The sequence below is a fragment of the Exiguobacterium sp. AT1b genome (assembly GCF_000023045.1).
GTDB lineage: Bacteria > Bacillota > Bacilli > Exiguobacteriales > Exiguobacteriaceae > Exiguobacterium.
Window position 1 is genome coordinate 2,455,900 of record NC_012673.1, and the last position, 19,362, is coordinate 2,475,261.

Consider the following 19,362-nt stretch of genomic DNA (forward strand, 5'->3'; position numbering starts at 1 on the left):
GGGACATCTTCGTCAAAACAGGATGCTTGATGGACTAAGGGGGAACATCATACGCAAGCTGTCTCAACTACGGGATACGAGTGGGGAAACTCGCTCATCACTTTTTCTCGGGTGTGACAAGTTCAAAACGCGATGAGGCTCGGGGAAGCCATTCGATCGCTACAGGTGTAACAAACGTTACAGAACTGCTTGAACTCGAATATGATATTATCACGTCTTTCAATTGTCGACAAGTGTCGAAACTCGCGTTCACAAAATGTTCATATTGTCAGAGGTATGTCCTCTAACATCGAGCGTGCAGCGAATTGTCCTGAAAGCGTCACCATCGGACTGCCACCGCCAGGATGAGTCGAACCACCAGCAAACCAGATGTTCGATACGTCTGTCGACCGCGGTGCAGGACGGAAAAACGCTCCTTTTTTCGAGTTGGCCGATGTGCCATAAAGTGCCCCATAGTACGCATAAAAATCACGGGTCAAATCTTGTGGGGTCACCCGTTTATGGTAGAGTACCTCTTTTTCTTCCCAATCCACACCGAACATTCGTAAGCGTCTGCGAATCAAATGCTCATATGTGTCTGCATCAATGTCGGTCAGATGTGCCGGCGCATTGACGAGGATGAACAGGTTGTCTCCTGCCTCGCCCATCGACGGATCGGTGGCGGAGGAATTCGAAATATAGATTGTCGGCTCGTCCGCATACCGTTCTTCTTGGAAAAGTGCTTTAAATTCCCGTTCATAGTCGTCTGAGAAATAGACATTATGGTGTGCCAGGTTCAATCGTTTGGACAATCCGACCATCATGACGAATGCGGAAATGGAAGGTTCGACCGTGTCGCGTGTCGGGACTGGGAAAGATGGTCGGTCATTTGCGTCGACGAGTCGTGGGTATTGCGTCAAGAGTTCACCGTTGAGAAGAACGGCATCACACGAGATGACTTCCTGGTCATCGACGACGACCTCATGTGCTTTTCCGTTCAACACATCAATCTTTGTCACTTCATGACCGAGATGGAACGTCACGCCGAGTTCGCTCGCCCGTTTGGCGAACCCTTTTGCGATATTCCAGTTTCCGCCTTTCGCAAAATAGACGCCTTCATTCAATTCCAAATGTGCGATGAGGGCGAACGTGCCTGGTGTCACGTACGGGCTGCTTCCAATGTACGTCGCATAGCGGTCGAGCGCCTGAATGATGCGCGGGTCCTTGAAATATTTCTTGTGAAGGGCGTGCAAACTTTGAAGTGGATGTACTTTGACCATGTCCGCCCAAAGACCGGGATCCAACTTTGTGTCCATTTGTGTGAAGAAGCGTTTATTCGCAATCTCGAACAGCTTTTCCGCTTCATCCAGATAGGCACGCATCTGATTGTATTTCAACTGGTCACCGGTCAAACGCCGTACTTCGACCTCAAGCTTTGCCCGATCGGCACTGAACGTGAAGGATGAGCCGTCTGAGTAGTGGTTGACCGTATGTTGGTCGAGCTTGATTAACTCAAAATAGTCATCTGGATTGGCCCCACTATTTCGAATGACCGAACGAAATACATCCGGCATCGTGATTGTATTCGGACCGAAGTCGAACCGGTGACCGTCGGTGATGATGGGCATGAGTTTGCCACCGACATGTTCATTCTTTTCAATGACCGTGACGTCATACCCTCGTGCTGCGAGTGTGACGGCGGCGCTGAGTCCACCGAGTCCAGCTCCAATCACTACGATTTGTTTCATAAAATTGTCCCCCTTTAGACGTCTGCTTAGGAATAATGACGACCTTTCCACGTGATGGGTAACCGTCTCCATTTACGAATGACGGCGTTCCCGAGTAAGGTCAAGTAAGCGATTAAACTGAGTGGATGGTACCATGTACCGGCTCCATTTGATTTCAAATCGACAGCGAGACGCGCGAGGAGTACGAAAAGAGCTGCGCTAATCGTCTGCCAACTCGGTGAAAAGATCCAAGCGAGCATAGCCGTCAACTGGACGCCGTAATATGTCATGAAGTACAAGGCGAGTCCTACTGATTCATTCATTCCCTTGAATACGTTCTTTGAAAACCCGGTCCACACTTCTTCATTCGTTTCATACATGTCGCATGTGATGAACGGGGAGACTTGTACGAGTGACGTGACTTTTTGATGACGTTTGAACGTTCGACATAGATCGATATCATCGATTAACGACGTTCGAATGGCAGCATGCCCGCCCACTTCCTCGTAGCTGCTCCGCTCGACGAGTACGTTCATGCCATTTGCCGCGGCAAATGCGGGGTGTTTCACTTTACGCCAAAACAAAGGCAGATGTTGAGCGATGAGCACGTGTTGCATCGGAATCAACAATTTCCCGAGAAATGTGGACGTCGGAAATTGAGGGAAGCCTGATAAAAAAACGGCCTGCTCTCGAGCGAGCGTGGCATGCATGCGGGCGATAAAGCTTGAATCGATCGTGACGTCCGCATCTAAAAAGAGCAGGTACGGTTCAGTCGTGCGTGAGGCGAGTTGATGACAGGCATGAACTTTCCCGGCCCAGTCATGAGGCAAAGGAACGCCTTGGATGACGCTAAATCGGGTATCGTTACCGATTGCGCGATTCAATTTTTCATATGTATCATCCTCGGAGCGGTCCTCATAGATATAAACGTGAGTCCCTTCCGGTATCGCCTGCTTTAAATTCGAAATCAGTCGATCGACGTGACGCGACTCATTGCGCATCGGGATGCAGACGGCTGTCGCCGGTGTGCGTCCTGGTTCGGCGAGCGGTCTCAAGAACAAAAGATTGATCAGGGTAAAGATAAACATCGAGAGGGTGAGCATCCATAAGATCATGAGCGTCCCCTCCCGAGTCGGAACATCGTTTCTGTCCATTCAGCAAGATTGCGACGTGGTCGAAAGAGCGGGATATAGGCATCAGACCGAACGATGGCGTCTTGTCGCACATCGTCATAGAGCGCTTCAAGTGCTTGCGCGATTTCCTGCTTTTGAGCTCGTCGTGTCGTCGATGTCACGACTACTGTTCGAAAGCGGACATATACGAGGGGTTCCGCATGGTTCTCAAACGAATAGTACATGGCGCATAACTGGACGGGCCGATCGTTCAGCAACAATGTCGCGCCCGACTCGATTTCGACAGGTCGAAGTTCCTGCGGCATCTCTTGTCCTTGAGGGAACATCCAGACGGATTTCCCGGACGTGAGCAATTCATTCGCATAAGCTAGGGAGGCCCGTACATCGGAGAGACTACCTTTTTTCACCGAAAAAGCACCGAGGTGTCGAAAGAACGGGAAGCGACGTAGTCCGTCCTCGTCCATCAACACATGAATATCGTGCCGTAAAAAGTGTTCATTGATCATATACATGATGAGACCGTCCCACCACGCGCTATGTGTACTTAAAAATAATCCGGGAGTCGGAACGTCGTCCGTTCGAATATAAATGTTATGGAACGTGGGACGTATTTGACGTTCTCGCACGAACGTCGAGAACAGGTTATTGAACCATTTCTTTTTGTGTGACTCGATCATCGCGACCTCTCCTTTCAAGTAGAATCACTCCGGATGTGAGGATGCTGAGGAGCCCGATGCCATAGAGACCGGCATTGACAGCCGTGACACCGAAGAGCGCGTGAAGCATGACGAACAAATAGACGCCGTGCTGGATGAACAAGGAATTAACAGCTCGTTCGTGACGCTGTAACAACCATGAGAAAATAAGGGATAACCCGAACCAACCGATAAAGTTTTGTGTCGGGATATCATAATATAAGCCGTCATTCGCCCATTCCCAGTATCCTTTCACGTTTGCCGCCACCGGATCGATTGCCATATCGAGCCACACGGCGAGAATTGGGACGAGCCATAAAATATTGTGGCGGAATGGGAAGAGACGGGCCACGGCAAAACTAGATCCAATCACGGCAAGCCACGCCGCACCGATAGTGACAGGGACTCCAAACACTGTCGGACCGAACGCCTCAGCGTAGACGTATTCGCTGAACGGGAACCCTGTTTTCACACCGAGAGTCTCGACGGCGATTGAACCGAAGAAAATAAACGGAACAATCCAAGCACCTTGCCGGATCCCTTGATAAAGAATCGTTCCGCCAATCGCGCCGGCTAGCCATAAAAAGACGGGGTTTGCCCATTCTAGCCAAGGCGGAAGCAGGTCGAATCCAACTAAAATCAACCCAATGAAATACCAAACAATAAACCATTTCCAAATAAACGGATACACTTTCATTCCATCACCTCTTCTTTCATTCTAAAGCTCATCGAAGTCTTCGTCTAACAAATGCATGTACAAAAAAGAGCCTCGCTGAACGAGACTCTCAATTTGCCATCCGTTTTCGTCTTTTCACGAACGAGAAGGCGATGAATAAGACATAAAACGGGACGGCGATGAACCAAAATGTCGGCCATTCTTTCCAACGGGCGAACATCATATATGTCACATAGATGAGACTGATAGTAATGATGAACGAGTGACGTGGCAGTGGTACATCTTTAAAACTTGGGATGCGAACACGACTGACCATCAACAGGGCGAGCCCTGTGAAGAAAATCGGTGTCAACAGTTCGCTGACGCGGTCACCGAACGTCGTGATGACAGCGAGAAGTCCACCGGCGGCCGTAATCGGAACACCAGAGAAGTAACTCGCTGCAACGTTTGTCGCAGATAAATTGAAGCGAGCCAGGCGATAGGCGCCGAATAATGGGAAGAGTGCCGCAAAAAACAATCCATAATTGCCGTAATCAATAAAGAAGGTGTAATAAGCGAGCATCGCCGGTGCGACCCCGAACGTGACGATGTCAGCGAGTGAGTCCAATTCTTTTCCGAAATCGCCAGCGACCCCGAGCATACGGGCGAGGCGCCCGTCCAAACTGTCGAGCATCATCGCGATGATGATCAACAATGTGGCGTTCGAGAAGTCACCACGAGCGGCGTAGACGATGGCGACGACACCACAAAATAAATTTCCGAACGTAAAGGAGTTTGGGACCCACGAACGGATGCGTTCTTTCCACATAATTTTGCCCCCAGTAAGGTCATTGGCTGAACCAGTGACCGTTTGTAAATTGCAGTAAATCTTCAGGTGTTAATTCGATTTGATAGCCACGTTTCCCGGCAGAGATGGTAATCGTTTCTCTGTCTTGAGCTGCTTCGTGCAGATAGACAGGGAACGACTTCTTCGCCCCAATCGGCGAGACCCCCCCTCGAATATAACCGGTCAATGTCTCGAGCTCTTTCATCGGGACTGGCGATGCTTTCTTCGCTCCCCATGCTTTTGCGGCTGCTTTTAAATCGATGTCACGCTCTCCAGAGATGAGAAAGAAGGCATATTGCTTTTTCTCGTTCATGAGGCAAATCGTTTTATACAGTTCGTCGAGCGGTTTATTCAATGTCATCGCCACATGTTTGGCTGAGACATCGGTTTCATCCACTTCGTACGTATGATAAGTGAACGGAATCTTCTTCTGTTTCAGTTGCCGAGCGGCATTTGTCAGTTGCATCTGACTCATCCTTTCGTGACCGACTCCTTTTAGAATAGCAAATCAACCAACTTCCCGGCAATTGAACTTCAAAAAACTTTTCAGTAAAGGAAGGAGTTTGAAGCAATGATGAAGAAATGAACAGTGATTCATTTTGAAGGGGGAATGGAAGTGGAGATGATTCAATTGACGACACACAATGGGGTAGGGTGGTTGAAACTGAACCGACCTGAAAAGCTGAACGCCTTGAACGAGACGTTGCTTCGTGAAATGAAAACGGCAATCGACACATTTGAACAGGACGACGCCGTTCGCGTCATCGTCCTTGTCGGTGAGGGACGAGCGTTCTCATCCGGACAAGATTTAACGATTGAGAGCGATGCGGACTATGGGGAATATCTAGAAGACGTGTATCATCCGCTCGTACGTGCACTTTTCTCGAGTCGTAAACCGCTCATCGCAGGGATTCACGGTGTCGTGGCTGGAGCAGGACTCAGCTTGGCACTCGCGGCAGACGTTCGAATCGTCGCCAAGTCGACGAAGTTCAGCTCGGCGTTTATTAAAATCGGGTTGGTCGCGGATGCGGGCGGTCCATATCACCTGCGTCGACTCATGCGCGACGACCTCGCGTTAGATTGGCTCTGGAGTGGCAGTACGATTGACTCGGAGGCCGCGCGTACATTCGGGCTCGTCACCGAGCTCGTGGAAGATGCGATGTATACGGAGCGATTGACTTCATATGCGGAGACACTCGCTGCGAAATCATCGGTCGCTGTTCAAGGGATGAAGGCGCTCATGCGAGCCGCTTCATTTGAGGATGGATTGAATGAAGAAATCGAATGGCAACGGAAGTGTGGGGACACGGACGTGCACCGCCAAGCGATGCAGGCATTCTTGATGAAATGAAAAAAGCGGCCGCGGCCGCTTTTTTACGTGGTTGATTTTGCTTCGAACTGGAAGCCTTTTTGTTGCCACGTCCCGTATTTCCAACGACGGAACGCGAAGAATCCGCGGAACCACTCATCGAGGGAGAAGGCGAGCCAAATCCCAAGGATGCCGAGCCCCATTTGAAGACCGAACAAGTAGCTGAACGCCACGGCGACACCCCACATCGAGGCGATCCCAATCATGACCGGGAAGCGGACGTCCCCGACAGACTTCAACGACCCCATCAAGACGATGTTCATGGCGCGACCCGGCTCTAAAATGAGCGTCGCCCATAAGATCGGCACACCGACCGCGATGATGTCAGGGTTTGACGTGAAGAGACCGAGTAGCGATTCGCTGAACACCGCTAAACCGAGAGAGGCGACGAACGAAGCGAACATGGCAATCTTCAAGGTCTTGACGGCACGATGATAGGCTTCTTTAAAACGTTTCCCTCCAATGTCCCGTGCGATCAAAAGCTGGGTCCCTTGCGCGACGGCGACGGTGAACAAGAAGGCAAGCATGGATAAGTTCATTACGTACACGCGAGCAGCAAGAGAAGCTTCACCCATCGTCGCGATAAAACCAGTGATGATAATCTGTGAAGCTTGATACGACAAGTTCTCCCCGGCAGAAGGAACACCGATTTGAAGGAGTGACTGGATGTCGTCTTTCTTCGGACGAATCACTTCTTTTAACGGGAAGCGGATCATGAGCTTCCGTTTGACGAGCCAGAACAACAGTACCATAGCGGCGAATCGTGCGATCACGATGGCCCAAGCGACTCCGGCAACGCCTGTGACCGGAAGGCCGAACCAGCCGGTAACGGCAAAAATGGCACCGACGGCGGTGATGATATCAATCAGAAGCGTCGCGAGCATGGCGTGTTTCGTCATCCCGTGACTCCGGAGGATCGAACTGAGCGCCATGATGAGCGCTTCGGTGAATAACGACAAGCCGACGATTTGCAGGAACAACAACCCGTGTGCAAACAGTTCGTCCGATAGACCGAACAGGCGTAAGAACGTTTCGCCGAACAAGAAGATGACGATGACCATGATCGCACCGAGCCACATGTTCAAACTGACGGCGGAGCGGGCGAAGTCGCGACTCTTCTTCATGCGCCCAGCCCCGATGGCCTGACCGATCAAAATAGTCGCCCCGACAGACGTCACACTAAAGACGATCAAGAACACGTTTAAGATTTGGTTGGCAACCCCGACGGCCGAAGCGGCAGCGTCTGAGTAGTGAGCGAGCATCAATGTGGCGATGATCCCGGTTCCCATATGGAGGGCAAGTTCGATGAAAATCGGCCACGACAGTTTGAACAGGGTGAGCTGTTCCGTTTGTTTCGTCTGCATGTAGTGTATTCTCCCTTTTCTCTATAATTCTTTCTGTTAACTATTTGTTTTATAAAAATGTCAAAGGTCATCTTACTCCTTATGAAATGAAAAAGAAAGGGGTTTGCTAAATTATTTTCAACAAAAAAATCACCCGAAGAAATCAGGTGATTTTCGAATTTATTTCAATTTCAGAATAGCAGCACTGAATGGCGCCAGTTCGATTTCGAGTGAGTCGAGGTCGCGGTCATGCAAGAGGTCCGTGGCGGCTCCTGTATAACCGAGCGGATTCAGTTTCGAGGCAGAGTCTGAGTTGTTGAAGTAAACCAAGTATGTCTCATCTTTCGTACACCGCTCGATGATGACCGCATTGTTCGCATCGTCGACCAGGTTGAAGCGATATGAGCCGGCATTGGCGAGCACAGGGTGGTCCTTACGAAGCTGGATGAGCTTTTGGATGTAGCGGAAGAGGTTACGGTCTTCTTCTGCCTCATCCCATGGCATACAGCGACGGCAACCCGGGTCTTGTTCGCCTTCGAGTCCGATTTCGTCCCCGTAGTAAATACATGGGCTACCCGTATACGTCAGCATCGACGTCATCAAGAGTTTGAACTTGCCTTTATGTCCTTTCGCCCGTGTCAACGCACGAGGTGTATCGTGCGAATCGATCAAGTTGAAGGTGACTTCGTTGACGTTCATCGTGTTCATCATCTCGACACGCGTCAGTTCGTTACGGAACTCCGAAGCGGTCGTCCGGTCGAGGGCGAAATAGTTCAAGCTCGCATTCGTGAACGGGTAGTTCATGACGGCATCGAACTGGTCACCTTGTAACCAAGGCTGTGCGTCGTGCCAAATCTCCCCGAGGATGTAGGCTTCCGGGTTCGCAGCTTTGACGGCCTTGCGGAAGTCACGCCAAAACGCATGGTCGACTTCGTTAGCGACGTCAAGACGCCATCCGTCGATACCGAATTCTTCGACCCAGTAACGGGCGACATCTAATAAGTAAGCTTTTAACTCTGGATGTTCTGTATTGATCTTAGGCATGTTCTTTTCGAATGCGAAGGTGTCGTAGTTCGGCTTCGGCTCTGTCGCAATCGGGAATTCGCGAAGATAGAACCAATCGCGATACTCAGAAGACGGTCCGTTCTCGACGACGTCTTGGAACCATGGGTGATGATATCCGACATGGTTGAAGACCGCGTCGAGCATGACTTTGATGCCGTTCTCGTGCAAGAGGTCGACCATCTCTTTAAATTTCTCTTTCGTCCCGAACTGCGGATCGATTTCCATGTAGTCGAGCGTATCGTACTTATGGTTCGTCGTCGCTTTAAAGATCGGGCAGAAGTAGATGCCGGTGATCCCGAGTTCGACTAAATGATCGATATGGTCGATCACCCCTTGGAAGTCGCCACCGAAGAAGTTTGTCGTCGTCGGCTCTGTCGAGTTCCATGGGAGCGTCTCTTCAGGATTGAGTGAAGCATCGCCATTGGCGAAACGGTCCGGGAAGATTTGATACCAGACCGTATCCTTCACCCAGGAAGGTGCATGGAAGATATCGATCGGGTTGATGAATGGGACACAGAAGTAGTAGCCCGTATCATCGAGCGGCTTCTCCTCGAACCATCCTTTTTCAGTGTAGACGGCCGTCTCTTGTCCATCATTCAAACGGAAACCGTAACGTAGACGTCGGAACGGCGGTTTGATGGCGATGAACCAATAGTCATAGGCGTCGTCAAATCCGATCTTCTCCATTGGAGTCTCGTATGTACGCCAGTAGCTCGGCTTGTCCGGATCGAAGTTCCACATGGCCGGGTCTTCAGCGTGCCAATCATATGGGTCGTTCCAAATCAAATCGACCGACTCGATATCGCCTCGCTTCGTATGGAAACGAATATGGATCGTCTCACGATCATATTTGTAGACGAACGGGGACATGGCACGATGATAAATCGCTTCTTTCATCATAAGGAAAACATTCCTTTCTTTATAGGGGATGACATCATTTTACAACATCGGGAATCCATGAGAACAGATGTTGCGAAAACGTTTGCTCAAGCAAAGGTTAATAAAGCGTTTACATTTTGTCAATTGCTGAAACGCATAAAAAGTGAAGATTTAAGAACAAACATTTGAAAATTACATAAATGGGTCAACAGACGTAAAAAAAGTGTAAAAAAAGACTTGTAAAACGCTTTCACAACTGTATAATAAAAATTGAGGTGAGGATGCAAACGTTTTCACTACCGTGTCAATTTCGTAGCGGAGTTTTAAAATTGACGTGGTCGTGCGATTGCGCAAATCTGACCATACTATTTCCTTGGGGAGGTTTTTCATCATGAAGATGAAAAAAATGGTAGCAGGACTTTCAACAGCAGTATTCGCATTCGGTGCACTTGCTGCATGTGGTGGCGGAACGGACAACGGATCTTCTAACGAAGGTGGTTCTTCAAGCGAGAACAAACCTGAAAAGATCGTCATCTGGGAAGACATCGAAAAGTCTGAAACAACGAAAGAAGTTGCGAAGGCGTTCGAAGAAGAGCATGGCGTAAAAGTTGAAGTTGTCGAAGTACAGATGACAGACCAAAAAGACAAGCTTGCGCTTGACGGTCCAGCTGGAAAAGGTCCAGACATCGTGCTCGTACCACACGACCAGATCGGTACAATCGCAGACCAAGGTCACTTGGCTCCAATCGCGGACGAAGGATCACTTGACGCGTTCACAGACGCTGCGAAATCAGCTGTCATGTTCGATGGTCAAGCTTACGGATATCCAAAATCAGTTGAGACACCAGTTCTCATGTACAACAAAGACTTGATGGCTGAAGCTCCAGCATCTATGGACGACCTTTACAAGTTGTCAAACGATGTGAAAGCTGACGGACAGTACGGATTCCTCGCACTTTGGGATAACTTCTACTTCGCACACGGTGTTGTCGCTGGATTCGGCGGATACGTGTTCAAAGAAGACGGTGGCGCACTCGACCCAGCGGATATCGGTTTGAATAACGAAGGCGCAGTTGAAGGATTCGAATACATCGGTAAATGGTACGAAGAAGGCCTCTTCCCTAAAGGGTTGATCGGTGAGTCTGGCGGCCAAGCGATGGACCAACTCTTCACTGAGAAGAAAGCTCATTCAGTCATGAACGGACCATGGGCTGTAGCTGGTTACACAGATGCAGGCGTGAACCTCGGAGCGGCTCCAATGCCAACACTTCCAAACGGTGAGCCAATCAAGACGTTCATGGGTGTGAAAACATATGCCCTTTCAGCTTACACAGAAAACCAAGAGTGGGCTGAAATGTTCCTTCAAGAGTTGACGAATGAAGAAAACGCATTGGCAATGTTTGAAGCATACAACGAAATCCCACCAGTAGCAGCACTCGAGTCGAACGAGACAATCACGTCGAACGAAGTTGCCAAAGCGGTATTCGACCAAGCAACAAACGCAATCCCAATGCCGAACATTCCTGAAATGGGACAAGTTTGGGAGCCAATGGCACAAGCACTTCAGCTTGTAGCAACTGGTAAACAAGATGCACAAAAATCTGCAGACGATGCAGTGAAAGTCATCGAACAACAAATCCAAGCGAACAACCAATAAGGAATTGAGATGACGGGGTACGCCACATGGCGTTCCCCATCATTTTCTAGCATTGAGCAAACGTTTGCTTGATTGATTTGCTCAAAACGAAAGGAGAAACTGAGGATGGCTGCAATTGCGAACCCTAAATCACCGGACCAACGCCCGGACAAGCCTACAAACCATGCTCGGAACGCGGGACTACTTTCCATCATTCCGGGACTCGGACAGTTATACAACAAACAATACGCGAAGGCGGTAGCGTTCTTTATCGTCGTCGTATCTTATTTTGCCGTAAACTATGATCTATTTTTCAAAGGGGCGGGCGCCGGACCAGGTGACCGTGGAGGACTTTGGGGATTGATCACGCTTGGTGAAGTGCCAGGACCTCGTAACGACCACTCCATCTTCTTGATGGTCGAGGGGATTGTCGCGTTAATTTTACTTTTCTTCGGAATCGCGTTCTATGTTTGGAACATTCGTGACGCCTATCGTGTCGGTCGCGCTCGTGATCAGCATCTAAACCTTCCATCGTTCCAAATGCAACTTCGCAACTTGCGTGACCATGGATTCCCATACTTAATGTTAATCCCATCACTCATTTTGTTAGTGTTTACCGTTATTCTTCCATTGATCTTTACGTTCTTGATCGCCTTCACGAACTATCGCTACAACAACGCACCACCAGCGAAACTCGTGGAATGGGTCGGATTCGAGAACTTCACGCGTATTTTTGAAATCGATATCTTCCGTGACACGTTCGTCGGCGTACTCGGCTGGACGCTTGTCTGGACGGTCGCTTCAACGACAGGTGTCATCGCAATCGGGATCTTCCTTGCGGTACTCTTGAACCAAGAAGGACTTCGCTTCCGTCGTTTGTTCCGTTCGATCTTGATCCTTTCATGGGCGGTCCCAGCATTCATCACGATTTTGATCTTCCGCTCGATGTTCAACGAGTCGTTCGGGGTGTTCAATACGACAATCTTGCCGGCGCTCGGTCTTGACCCGGTCAACTGGATGACCGACCCGACGGCGACACGTACGGCACTCGTTCTCATTCAATGGTGGCTCGGATTCCCGTTCATCATGACGCTCATGACGGGTGTGCTTCAGTCGATTCCTGGTGACTTGTATGAAGCGGCGACGATTGACGGAGCGACGATCTTCGATAAGTTCCGCTTGATCACATTGCCGATGCTCTTGTTCGCGACAGCACCGATTTTGATCACGCAGTTCACGTTCAACTTCAATAACTTCAACATCATCTATCTCTTTAATGGCGGTGGCCCTGCTGTACCTGGACAAACGGCCGGCGGTACCGACATCTTGATTTCTTGGATTTACAAATTGTCTCTCGGTGCCAACCCGCAATACGGACTTGCGGCTGCGATCACACTCATCTTGTCATTCTTCATTATGACACTTGCCGTGATCCAGTTCCGTCGGACAAAATCTTTCAAAGACGAGGATATGATCTGATATGAAAAAACAAAAACGAATCAATTTGGCGATCTCGTATGTCATCTTGACGCTTGCGTCGATCATCATTCTCTATCCGATGCTTTGGGTTGTCGGTACATCGTTCAACCCGGGGCGTACGATTACGTCAACGATTATTCCGTCGAACCCGACGTTTATTCACTACAAAAACTTGTTTGACCTAACGATTTCGGATTATAGTTTATGGTATGTGAACACTTTGAAAATCGCTTTCATCACGATGGCACTATCTGTCGTCTTGGTGACGATTACTGGATACGTCTTCTCACGTTACCGCTTCGTCGGACGGAAGAACTCGCTCGTCTTGTTCCTCGTCCTTCAGATGGTGCCACAGTTCGTTGCGATCATCGCGATTTATGTATTGCTCAATATGCTTAATCTTCTTGACACACATACAGCGCTCATCTTGCTCTATGCGGGTGGTGCGATTCCGATGAACACGTACTTGGCGAAAGGGTACTTCGACACGATTCCAAAAGAACTTGACGAAGCAGCCCGCATGGATGGTGCCGGTCACCTCCGAATCTTCTGGCAAATCATCTTGCCGCTCGCGAAGCCGATTGTCGCAACGATTGCTCTCTTTAACTTCATGGGACCATTCAACGACTTTATCTTGGCATCGCTCGTCCTTCGTTCACCAGAGAAACAAACGTTGGCAGTTGGCCTTTACAACATGATTTCGAAACAGTTCGATAATAACTTCACGTTATTCGCGGCAGGTGCGGTTCTTTCGGCCCTTCCAATCGTCATCTTGTTCTTCATGTTCCAACGCTACTTCGTTTCTGGCCTCACAGCGGGTGGTACGAAAGGATAATACTCGTAAAAGGAGGAAGCGATATGAGGCGAGGCGTCGTGCTCGTGCTCCTGTCGCTTCTTTTGTTTCCGACCGTCGTCGGAGCAAAGGAAGCCGCTACTTGGGAACAAGAACGCATGTATTTTATTATGGTCGACCGATTTGTTGACGGAAATCCGGACAACAATGAACAGGTGGACAAAGATGATCCGAAAGCGTTTCACGGAGGCGATATCCGTGGGGTCATCGAGAAGCTCGATTATATCGAATCACTCGGTTTCACATCGATTTGGTTGACACCCGTATTTGAAAATATGCCGGACGGCTATCACGGGTATTGGATTAAAGATTTTTATAACATCGACCCACAGTTTGGGACGAAAGAGGATTTACAGGAACTCGTTCAGGAAGCGCACAAGCGCGATATGAAAGTCATTCTCGACTTTGTCGTCAACCACGTCGGTCCGAACCACCCATGGGTGGAAGAAAAACCGGAATGGTTCCACGAACAGTTACCGATTGTATTCTGGAAAGACCAGGAGCAGGTCGAGACGCACTGGTTGTTCGACTTACCTGACTTCAAAACAGAGGACCCGGAAGTCAAATCGTATTTGATTGACGCGGCGAAGTACTGGATCGAAGAGACGGACATCGACGGCTATCGCCTCGATACGGTTCGTCACGTCGATAAAGCATTCTGGAAAGACTTTGTCGAAGGTGTGCGGTCGGTCGACCCAGACTTTTACTTACTCGCCGAAGTGTTCGACCCAGACCCGCAATACGTCGCGCAATATGACGACCTCGGGTTCAACAGCATCACAAACTTTACGTTTTATGACCGGGTGTCGAAAACGATGACGCAACAGCAAGCGAACGTCGACGAAATTGACGTTGCCGCAAGCTATGCCGAAACGTTCTTCAACGACCCGAACCAGATGGCGACATTCCTCGATAATCACGATGTCGAACGCTTCATGCATATGGCGGAACTCGGCGGTGTGGAATCGGCGGAACGACGCTTACGCCTCGGGTTGTTCGCGCTTTATGCGTCACCTGGTATGCCGATCGTCTTCCAAGGAACAGAAAATGCGCAGACCGGTGGAGCCGACCCGGCGAACCGTGTCATGACGGAATTCCCGGGAAATGAAGAGTTGCACGAATACGTCGCGACGATGAACCGCATGCGGGAAGAATATCCGGTCTTTGCGACAGGAGAGCAGCGCATGATCGCCTCAGAAGACGGGATGGCCGTCTTCGAACGGAAAGACGGAGATGACGTCGCGCTCTATGCGATCAACATGAATCGTGACGATCGGGAGATTGAGATCGATGTCAGTGAAATCGGGGAAGATACGAGACTTCGTGGTCTTTTATTCTCACAACTGGTCACAGATCAGCGCGGAACGTTTACAATTGAACTATCTGGTGAAAGTGCGAACGCTTACATCGTTGAGGAATCTTCGGTCAATCCGTGGATGATGGGCTTGCTCGTCGTTACGATTCCGATTTTCTTGACTGGTTTGGTCATGTGGAAGCGCCGCAAATAAAGACATGAAACGCCGCAAGGCACGAATCGAATTCACGGAAGCAGGGGGGAACACCATGCAAATCACAATCAAAGATGTGGCGAAGCACGCGAATGTCGCGCCGTCGACAGTCTCTCGCGTCATCGCCAACAGCCCAAGAATCAGTCAAAAGACAAAAGAACGGGTCAGAAGTTCCATGGAAGAGCTCGGGTATCATCCGAACATTCATGCGAGAAGTCTCGCTAACCGCTCGACACAGTCGATTGGTCTCGTCATGCCGAGCGCGGCAACAAAGACACTTCAAAACCCGTTCTTCCCGGAAGTGCTACGAGGAATTAGCACGAAGGCGCACCAGAATGGATACTCGCTTTATATGACGACCGGCGTGACAGAAGAAGAAGTTTTGTCCGGTGTGATCGAGATGGTACAAGGACGCCGTGTCGACGGTGTCATCGTTCTTTATTCACGTGAAGACGACCAAGTCGTCCAATACTTACGTCAAACGAAGTTTCCGTTCGTCGTGGTCGGGAAGCCGTTCGGGGACGCTTCTTCCATCACTTACGTCGATACGGACAACTATTTGGCTGGTCGTGAAGTGACGAAACACCTTTATAACTTAGGTCATCGTCGCATCGCCTTCATCGGGGGCTCGGATAAACTCGCCGTCACACAAGATCGTCGGAACGGGTACGCGACGGCCCTCATGGAAGCAGGCATCCCGGTATGCGAAGATTACATCGCCCGGGCTGAATTCATGACGAAGGGTGGCGCGAAGGCCGTGCGTGAACTGTTACAAAATGAGGAACCACCGACAGCCGTCGTCGTCAGTGACGATATGATGGCACTCGGCGTCATCAGCACGTTAAGCGAGATGGGGCTCAAGATCCCAGAGGACGTCGCGGTCGTCAGTTTCAATAACGTGTATATCGCGGAACACTCGAACCCGCCACTCACGTCGGTCGAAATTAACATCTTCGGTCTCGGTTTCGAGGCGACGAACTGTTTGATCGAACAAATCAGTGATAATGCACCCCCTTATGGGAAGCGTGTCATCGTGCCACATTATCTGGTCGTCCGCCAATCATGTGGGCAGAAGAAAAGTAAGGCGACCGAAACATTAGAATCGAATTCTTAATTTACCAGACGATTTCGCCAGAGCGGAGTCGTCTTTTGCATATCCTTTTGATTGAAGCCTCATGAAGTAGGGAACATCTTTTTCGAAGGAATCGAAATCGAAAGGATGGATAGAGATGAGTGAAAGACGATTTGTCGGAACATTCGATACGAAAGAAAGTCTGCTGTCTAAGATCAATGAGCTGAAAGAAAACGGCTATGATGAAGGGGAACTATTTGTCGTGACGGAGCGGGATGAAGCCGTCCACGTTCTTAAACGAGAGACGAACCTAAACGTAGAAGAAGGTGACACATCCTGGTTAGACAACCTCAACGGAGGGGGAAGCGAGGATCGGGATACGAAACAGGCGCTTACCGATTTAGGGATCGCGGACGACGAAATCGAACAGGCGCATTCTACAATCAAGCAAGGAGGATACGCGCTCGTCATCGACGAACCCGATACCGGATTCAATGATGGGCGAAGTGCGGTATTCGAGGGACACGAAGCGAATGCGGCATTTGGTGAGAATCCGGAAAATGGACAGAAAGATTGATTGAAACCGTCTCAATTTGAGGCGGTTTTTTTGATTGTAAATTGTGATGAAAAAAAGAAAGAAAAAGTTTTATGCAAACGATTGCATTCTCGTTTCAGTTGTGTAAAATGAAAGGTGAGATTAAATACAGCGCTTTCATAGACAAACGGTTGCATGAACTAGTTGTCCGTCGAAGGTAGCCTTGTAGAGAAAAAGGAGTGGCAGACAGATGAAACGATTGTTTGCAGTCGATGAATGGAAAGTAACAGAGGAAGGTCTTCACCCGAAAGAGAACCGCCTTGCAGAATCAATCACATCGCTCGGGAACGGGCATATGGGGATGCGAGGGAACTTTGAGGAAGATTACTCGAATGATACGCACCAAGGATTCTACGTGGCGGGCGTCTACTATCCGGATAAAACACGTGTCGGTTGGTGGAAGAACGGATACCCTGAATACTTTGCCAAAGTGTTGAATGCGACAAACGTCATTGGTCTCCGCGTGGTCATCAATGGGACACCGGTCGACTTGGCGAAATGGGAAGTGAGAGATTTCACACGCGAGCTCGATATGCAACGTGGTGTTCTCACACGGACGTTCACCTTGATGAACGGGACCGAAGAGACGAAAGTGGAAGTCGTCCGCTTCTTCTCGATCGTAGATAAAGAAATCTTGGCCATCCGTTACAACGTCACACCAGTCAACTACGAAGCAAAAATTGAGTTCACGCCTTATTTAGATGGCGATGTCGTCAACGAAGACTCGAACTACGATGAGAAGTTCTGGCTTCCGGTTGACCGTGGTGTGGAAGAGCGTTTCGCTTTCGTTACGACGAAGACGAAGAAACTCGACTGGCATGTCACGGCATCAATGATCGCGGACGTCGAAGGCGCTCGTTGTGAAGTGCTTGAAGCGACAGATTTATTCGTTGCCAATAAATTCACGGTCAACGTAGCTGCTGGTGAGACAGCGACAGCCTACAAATATGTGTCGGTCGTCACGAACCGCGACCACGAGATTGAAGCATTGCAGTCAGCTGGGATGACACGTGTCGAAGCGGCGTTCGAAAAAGGATTTGAGACACTTCTCGCTGAACAGACGGAAGCATGGCTCGCACGCTGGGAAGATGCGGATGTTCGCATCGATGGAGACATCGAGGCACAACAAGGGATCCGCTTTAACATCTTCAACATGTATCAAACATATACAGGTGAAGATTCACGTCTTAACATCGGTCCAAAAGGATTTACAGGTGAGAAGTACGGCGGTGCGACGTATTGGGATACAGAAGCCTATTGCCTCCACTTCTACTTGGCGACAGCCAAACCAGAAGTCTCATGGAACTTGCTCAAATACCGTCACAATCAACTGCCACAGGCGAAAGAGAATGCTGTGAAGAATGTCGGTATGGAAGGTGCGCTTTATCCGATGGTCACGATGAACGGGGAAGAGTGCCACAACGAGTGGGAAATCACGCATGAAGAGATTCACCGTAACGGTGCGATCGCCCATGCCATTTTCAACTACACGAACTTCACAGGCGACAAGTCGTACCTTGGACAATACGGATTGGAAGTATTGGTCGAGATCTCGCGTTACTGGGCTAGCCGCGTCAACTTTGTCCCGCACAAAGACGTGTATATGATCCTAGGCGTCACAGGTCCGAACGAATATGACAACAACGTTAACAACAACTGGTACACGAACTTGATTGCCGCATGGACGCTCGAATATACGCAGGAAGTGTACAACTACTTGAAAGATGCAGAACCTGCACGTCTCGAAGAGCTCGTGTCGACACTCGGCATCACGGACGCTGAACTTGCGAAGTGGGCGGACATCCAAACGAAGATGTATTATCCAAAAGATGATCTCGTTCCAGATGTTTTCATGCAACAGGACGGATTCATGGATAAAGAGCAGATTTTGGTGAAAGACCTCGATCCGAAACATCTTCCGCTCAACCAAAACTGGTCATGGGATCGCATCCTTCGCTCGAACTTTATCAAACAAGCAGACGTCCTCCAAGGACTCTATACGTTCGGTGACCGCTTCACGGTCGAACAGAAACGTGCAAACTTTGACTTCTACGAGCCACGCACGGTTCACGAATCGAGCTTGTCACCATGTGTCTACTCGATCATTGCGGCAGAAGTCGGTTATGAAGACAAAGCGGTCGAATTGTACCAACGTTCGGCGCGCCTTGACCTCGACAACTATAACAATGACACGGAAGACGGGTTGCACATCACATCGATGGTCGGTTCATGGATGTCCATCGTTCATGGGTTCGCCGGAATGCGCATTCAAGAGGATAACCTCTCGTTCAGTCCGATGATTCCGAAAGATTGGAACGGTTACTCGTTCAACATGCTCTGGCGCGGCCATCACTTGACGGTCACATCATCACGTGAACAAGTGACGATCAAGCAAACAGGTGGTACAGATGTGACCATCCATGTATATGGAAATGCGGTAACGGTTCCTGCAAACGAATCGATTACAATTGAAACAGTGAAAGCGTGACCAATCGTTTCATACGAACAAGTCGACCTCGGTCGGCTT

Annotated in this window: 16 protein-coding genes; 8 read left to right on the forward strand and 8 right to left on the reverse strand. The window is 49.5% G+C overall.

Annotation, left to right across the window (positions count from 1 at the left end; genetic code table 11):
* Nucleotides 1-260 precede the first annotated feature (260 nt).
* The 6 genes from EAT1B_RS12790 to ybaK form a co-directional block, all read right to left on the reverse strand.
* Nucleotides 261-1,727 (reverse strand): NAD(P)/FAD-dependent oxidoreductase, encoded by a 1,467-nt coding sequence (locus tag EAT1B_RS12790; protein ID WP_015880973.1) that lies wholly within the window; start codon nt 1,725-1,727, stop codon nt 261-263.
* Between the two features lie 26 nt (nt 1,728-1,753).
* The gene (locus EAT1B_RS12795) at nt 1,754-2,821 is read right to left on the reverse strand and encodes a glycosyltransferase family 2 protein (protein ID WP_015880974.1); all 1,068 of its coding nucleotides are present in this window, start codon (nt 2,819-2,821) and stop codon (nt 1,754-1,756) included.
* The gene (locus EAT1B_RS12800) at nt 2,818-3,516 is read right to left on the reverse strand and encodes a lysophospholipid acyltransferase family protein (protein WP_015880975.1); all 699 of its coding nucleotides are present in this window, start codon (nt 3,514-3,516) and stop codon (nt 2,818-2,820) included. The genes EAT1B_RS12795 and EAT1B_RS12800 overlap by 4 nt, the downstream gene beginning before the upstream one ends.
* Nucleotides 3,482-4,231: a carotenoid biosynthesis protein gene (locus EAT1B_RS12805; RefSeq protein WP_015880976.1), complete on the reverse strand. Its 750-nt coding sequence runs from the start codon at nt 4,229-4,231 to the stop codon at nt 3,482-3,484. The genes EAT1B_RS12800 and EAT1B_RS12805 overlap by 35 nt, the downstream gene beginning before the upstream one ends.
* An 88-nt stretch (nt 4,232-4,319) precedes the next feature.
* Nucleotides 4,320-5,018, reverse strand: coding sequence for a CDP-diacylglycerol--serine O-phosphatidyltransferase (gene pssA / locus EAT1B_RS12810; protein ID WP_015880977.1), 699 nt, complete (start codon nt 5,016-5,018; stop codon nt 4,320-4,322).
* Between the two features lie 19 nt (nt 5,019-5,037).
* Nucleotides 5,038-5,502, reverse strand: a complete 465-nt coding sequence (ybaK, locus tag EAT1B_RS12815) for a Cys-tRNA(Pro) deacylase (protein ID WP_015880978.1) — start codon at nt 5,500-5,502, stop codon at nt 5,038-5,040.
* A 156-nt stretch (nt 5,503-5,658) separates the two neighbouring features.
* On the opposite strand from ybaK, the gene EAT1B_RS12820 reads away from it, so the two are divergent.
* A complete protein-coding gene (locus tag EAT1B_RS12820; RefSeq protein WP_237708275.1) occupies nt 5,659-6,387 on the forward strand; it encodes an enoyl-CoA hydratase/isomerase family protein in 729 nt (242 codons plus the stop codon).
* Between the two features lie 23 nt (nt 6,388-6,410).
* On the opposite strand, the gene EAT1B_RS12825 is transcribed toward EAT1B_RS12820, so the two are convergent.
* Nucleotides 6,411-7,769, reverse strand: a complete 1,359-nt coding sequence (locus EAT1B_RS12825; RefSeq protein WP_015880980.1) for an MATE family efflux transporter — start codon at nt 7,767-7,769, stop codon at nt 6,411-6,413.
* Between the two features lie 159 nt (nt 7,770-7,928).
* The gene (locus EAT1B_RS12830; protein WP_015880981.1) at nt 7,929-9,713 is read right to left on the reverse strand and encodes a glycoside hydrolase family 13 protein; all 1,785 of its coding nucleotides are present in this window, start codon (nt 9,711-9,713) and stop codon (nt 7,929-7,931) included.
* Between the two features lie 370 nt (nt 9,714-10,083).
* On the opposite strand from EAT1B_RS12830, the gene EAT1B_RS12835 reads away from it, so the two are divergent.
* From EAT1B_RS12835 to EAT1B_RS12865, 7 genes are all read left to right on the forward strand, one after another.
* Nucleotides 10,084-11,349: an extracellular solute-binding protein gene (locus EAT1B_RS12835; protein ID WP_015880982.1), complete on the forward strand. Its 1,266-nt coding sequence runs from the start codon at nt 10,084-10,086 to the stop codon at nt 11,347-11,349.
* Nucleotides 11,350-11,454: 105 nt separating this feature from the next.
* Nucleotides 11,455-12,807 (forward strand): sugar ABC transporter permease, encoded by a 1,353-nt coding sequence (locus EAT1B_RS12840; protein WP_015880983.1) that lies wholly within the window; start codon nt 11,455-11,457, stop codon nt 12,805-12,807.
* A gap of 1 nt (nt 12,808) precedes the next feature.
* Nucleotides 12,809-13,642, forward strand: coding sequence for a sugar ABC transporter permease (locus EAT1B_RS12845; RefSeq protein ID WP_015880984.1), 834 nt, complete (start codon nt 12,809-12,811; stop codon nt 13,640-13,642).
* A gap of 23 nt (nt 13,643-13,665) precedes the next feature.
* Nucleotides 13,666-15,168 carry an alpha-amylase family glycosyl hydrolase gene (locus EAT1B_RS12850; protein ID WP_015880985.1) on the forward strand — a complete coding sequence of 501 codons (1,503 nt, stop codon included), beginning with the start codon at nt 13,666-13,668 and terminating at the stop codon, nt 15,166-15,168.
* Between the two features lie 55 nt (nt 15,169-15,223).
* Entirely contained in the window at nt 15,224-16,282 is a 1,059-nt protein-coding gene (locus EAT1B_RS12855; protein ID WP_015880986.1) for a LacI family DNA-binding transcriptional regulator, read from the forward strand.
* A 115-nt stretch (nt 16,283-16,397) separates the two neighbouring features.
* Entirely contained in the window at nt 16,398-16,817 is a 420-nt protein-coding gene (locus EAT1B_RS12860; protein ID WP_015880987.1) for a general stress protein, read from the forward strand.
* A gap of 208 nt (nt 16,818-17,025) precedes the next feature.
* The gene (locus tag EAT1B_RS12865; protein WP_015880988.1) at nt 17,026-19,323 is read left to right on the forward strand and encodes a glycoside hydrolase family 65 protein; all 2,298 of its coding nucleotides are present in this window, start codon (nt 17,026-17,028) and stop codon (nt 19,321-19,323) included.
* Nucleotides 19,324-19,362 lie beyond the last annotated feature (39 nt).

Bases quoted from the DNA above. Each gene is read 5' to 3' on its own strand.
- EAT1B_RS12840 (WP_015880983.1), top strand. From the start codon at position 11,455: ATGGCTGCAATTGCGAACCCTAAATCACCGGACCAACGCCCGGACAAG.
- EAT1B_RS12855 (WP_015880986.1), top strand. From the start codon at position 15,224: ATGCAAATCACAATCAAAGATGTGGCGAAGCACGCGAATGTCGCGCCG.
- EAT1B_RS12830 (WP_015880981.1), bottom strand. From the start codon at position 9,713: ATGATGAAAGAAGCGATTTATCATCGTGCCATGTCCCCGTTCGTCTAC.
- EAT1B_RS12865 (WP_015880988.1), top strand. From the start codon at position 17,026: ATGAAACGATTGTTTGCAGTCGATGAATGGAAAGTAACAGAGGAAGGT.
- EAT1B_RS12820 (WP_237708275.1), top strand. From the start codon at position 5,659: ATGATTCAATTGACGACACACAATGGGGTAGGGTGGTTGAAACTGAAC.
- EAT1B_RS12825 (WP_015880980.1), bottom strand. From the start codon at position 7,769: ATGCAGACGAAACAAACGGAACAGCTCACCCTGTTCAAACTGTCGTGG.
- EAT1B_RS12850 (WP_015880985.1), top strand. From the start codon at position 13,666: ATGAGGCGAGGCGTCGTGCTCGTGCTCCTGTCGCTTCTTTTGTTTCCG.
- EAT1B_RS12835 (WP_015880982.1), top strand. From the start codon at position 10,084: ATGAAGATGAAAAAAATGGTAGCAGGACTTTCAACAGCAGTATTCGCA.
- EAT1B_RS12795 (WP_015880974.1), bottom strand. From the start codon at position 2,821: ATGATCTTATGGATGCTCACCCTCTCGATGTTTATCTTTACCCTGATC.
- EAT1B_RS12800 (WP_015880975.1), bottom strand. From the start codon at position 3,516: ATGATCGAGTCACACAAAAAGAAATGGTTCAATAACCTGTTCTCGACG.
- ybaK (WP_015880978.1), bottom strand. From the start codon at position 5,502: ATGCAACTGACAAATGCCGCTCGGCAACTGAAACAGAAGAAGATTCCG.
- EAT1B_RS12790 (WP_015880973.1), bottom strand. From the start codon at position 1,727: ATGAAACAAATCGTAGTGATTGGAGCTGGACTCGGTGGACTCAGCGCC.
- EAT1B_RS12805 (WP_015880976.1), bottom strand. From the start codon at position 4,231: ATGAAAGTGTATCCGTTTATTTGGAAATGGTTTATTGTTTGGTATTTC.
- pssA (WP_015880977.1), bottom strand. From the start codon at position 5,018: ATGTGGAAAGAACGCATCCGTTCGTGGGTCCCAAACTCCTTTACGTTC.
- EAT1B_RS12845 (WP_015880984.1), top strand. From the start codon at position 12,809: ATGAAAAAACAAAAACGAATCAATTTGGCGATCTCGTATGTCATCTTG.
- EAT1B_RS12860 (WP_015880987.1), top strand. From the start codon at position 16,398: ATGAGTGAAAGACGATTTGTCGGAACATTCGATACGAAAGAAAGTCTG.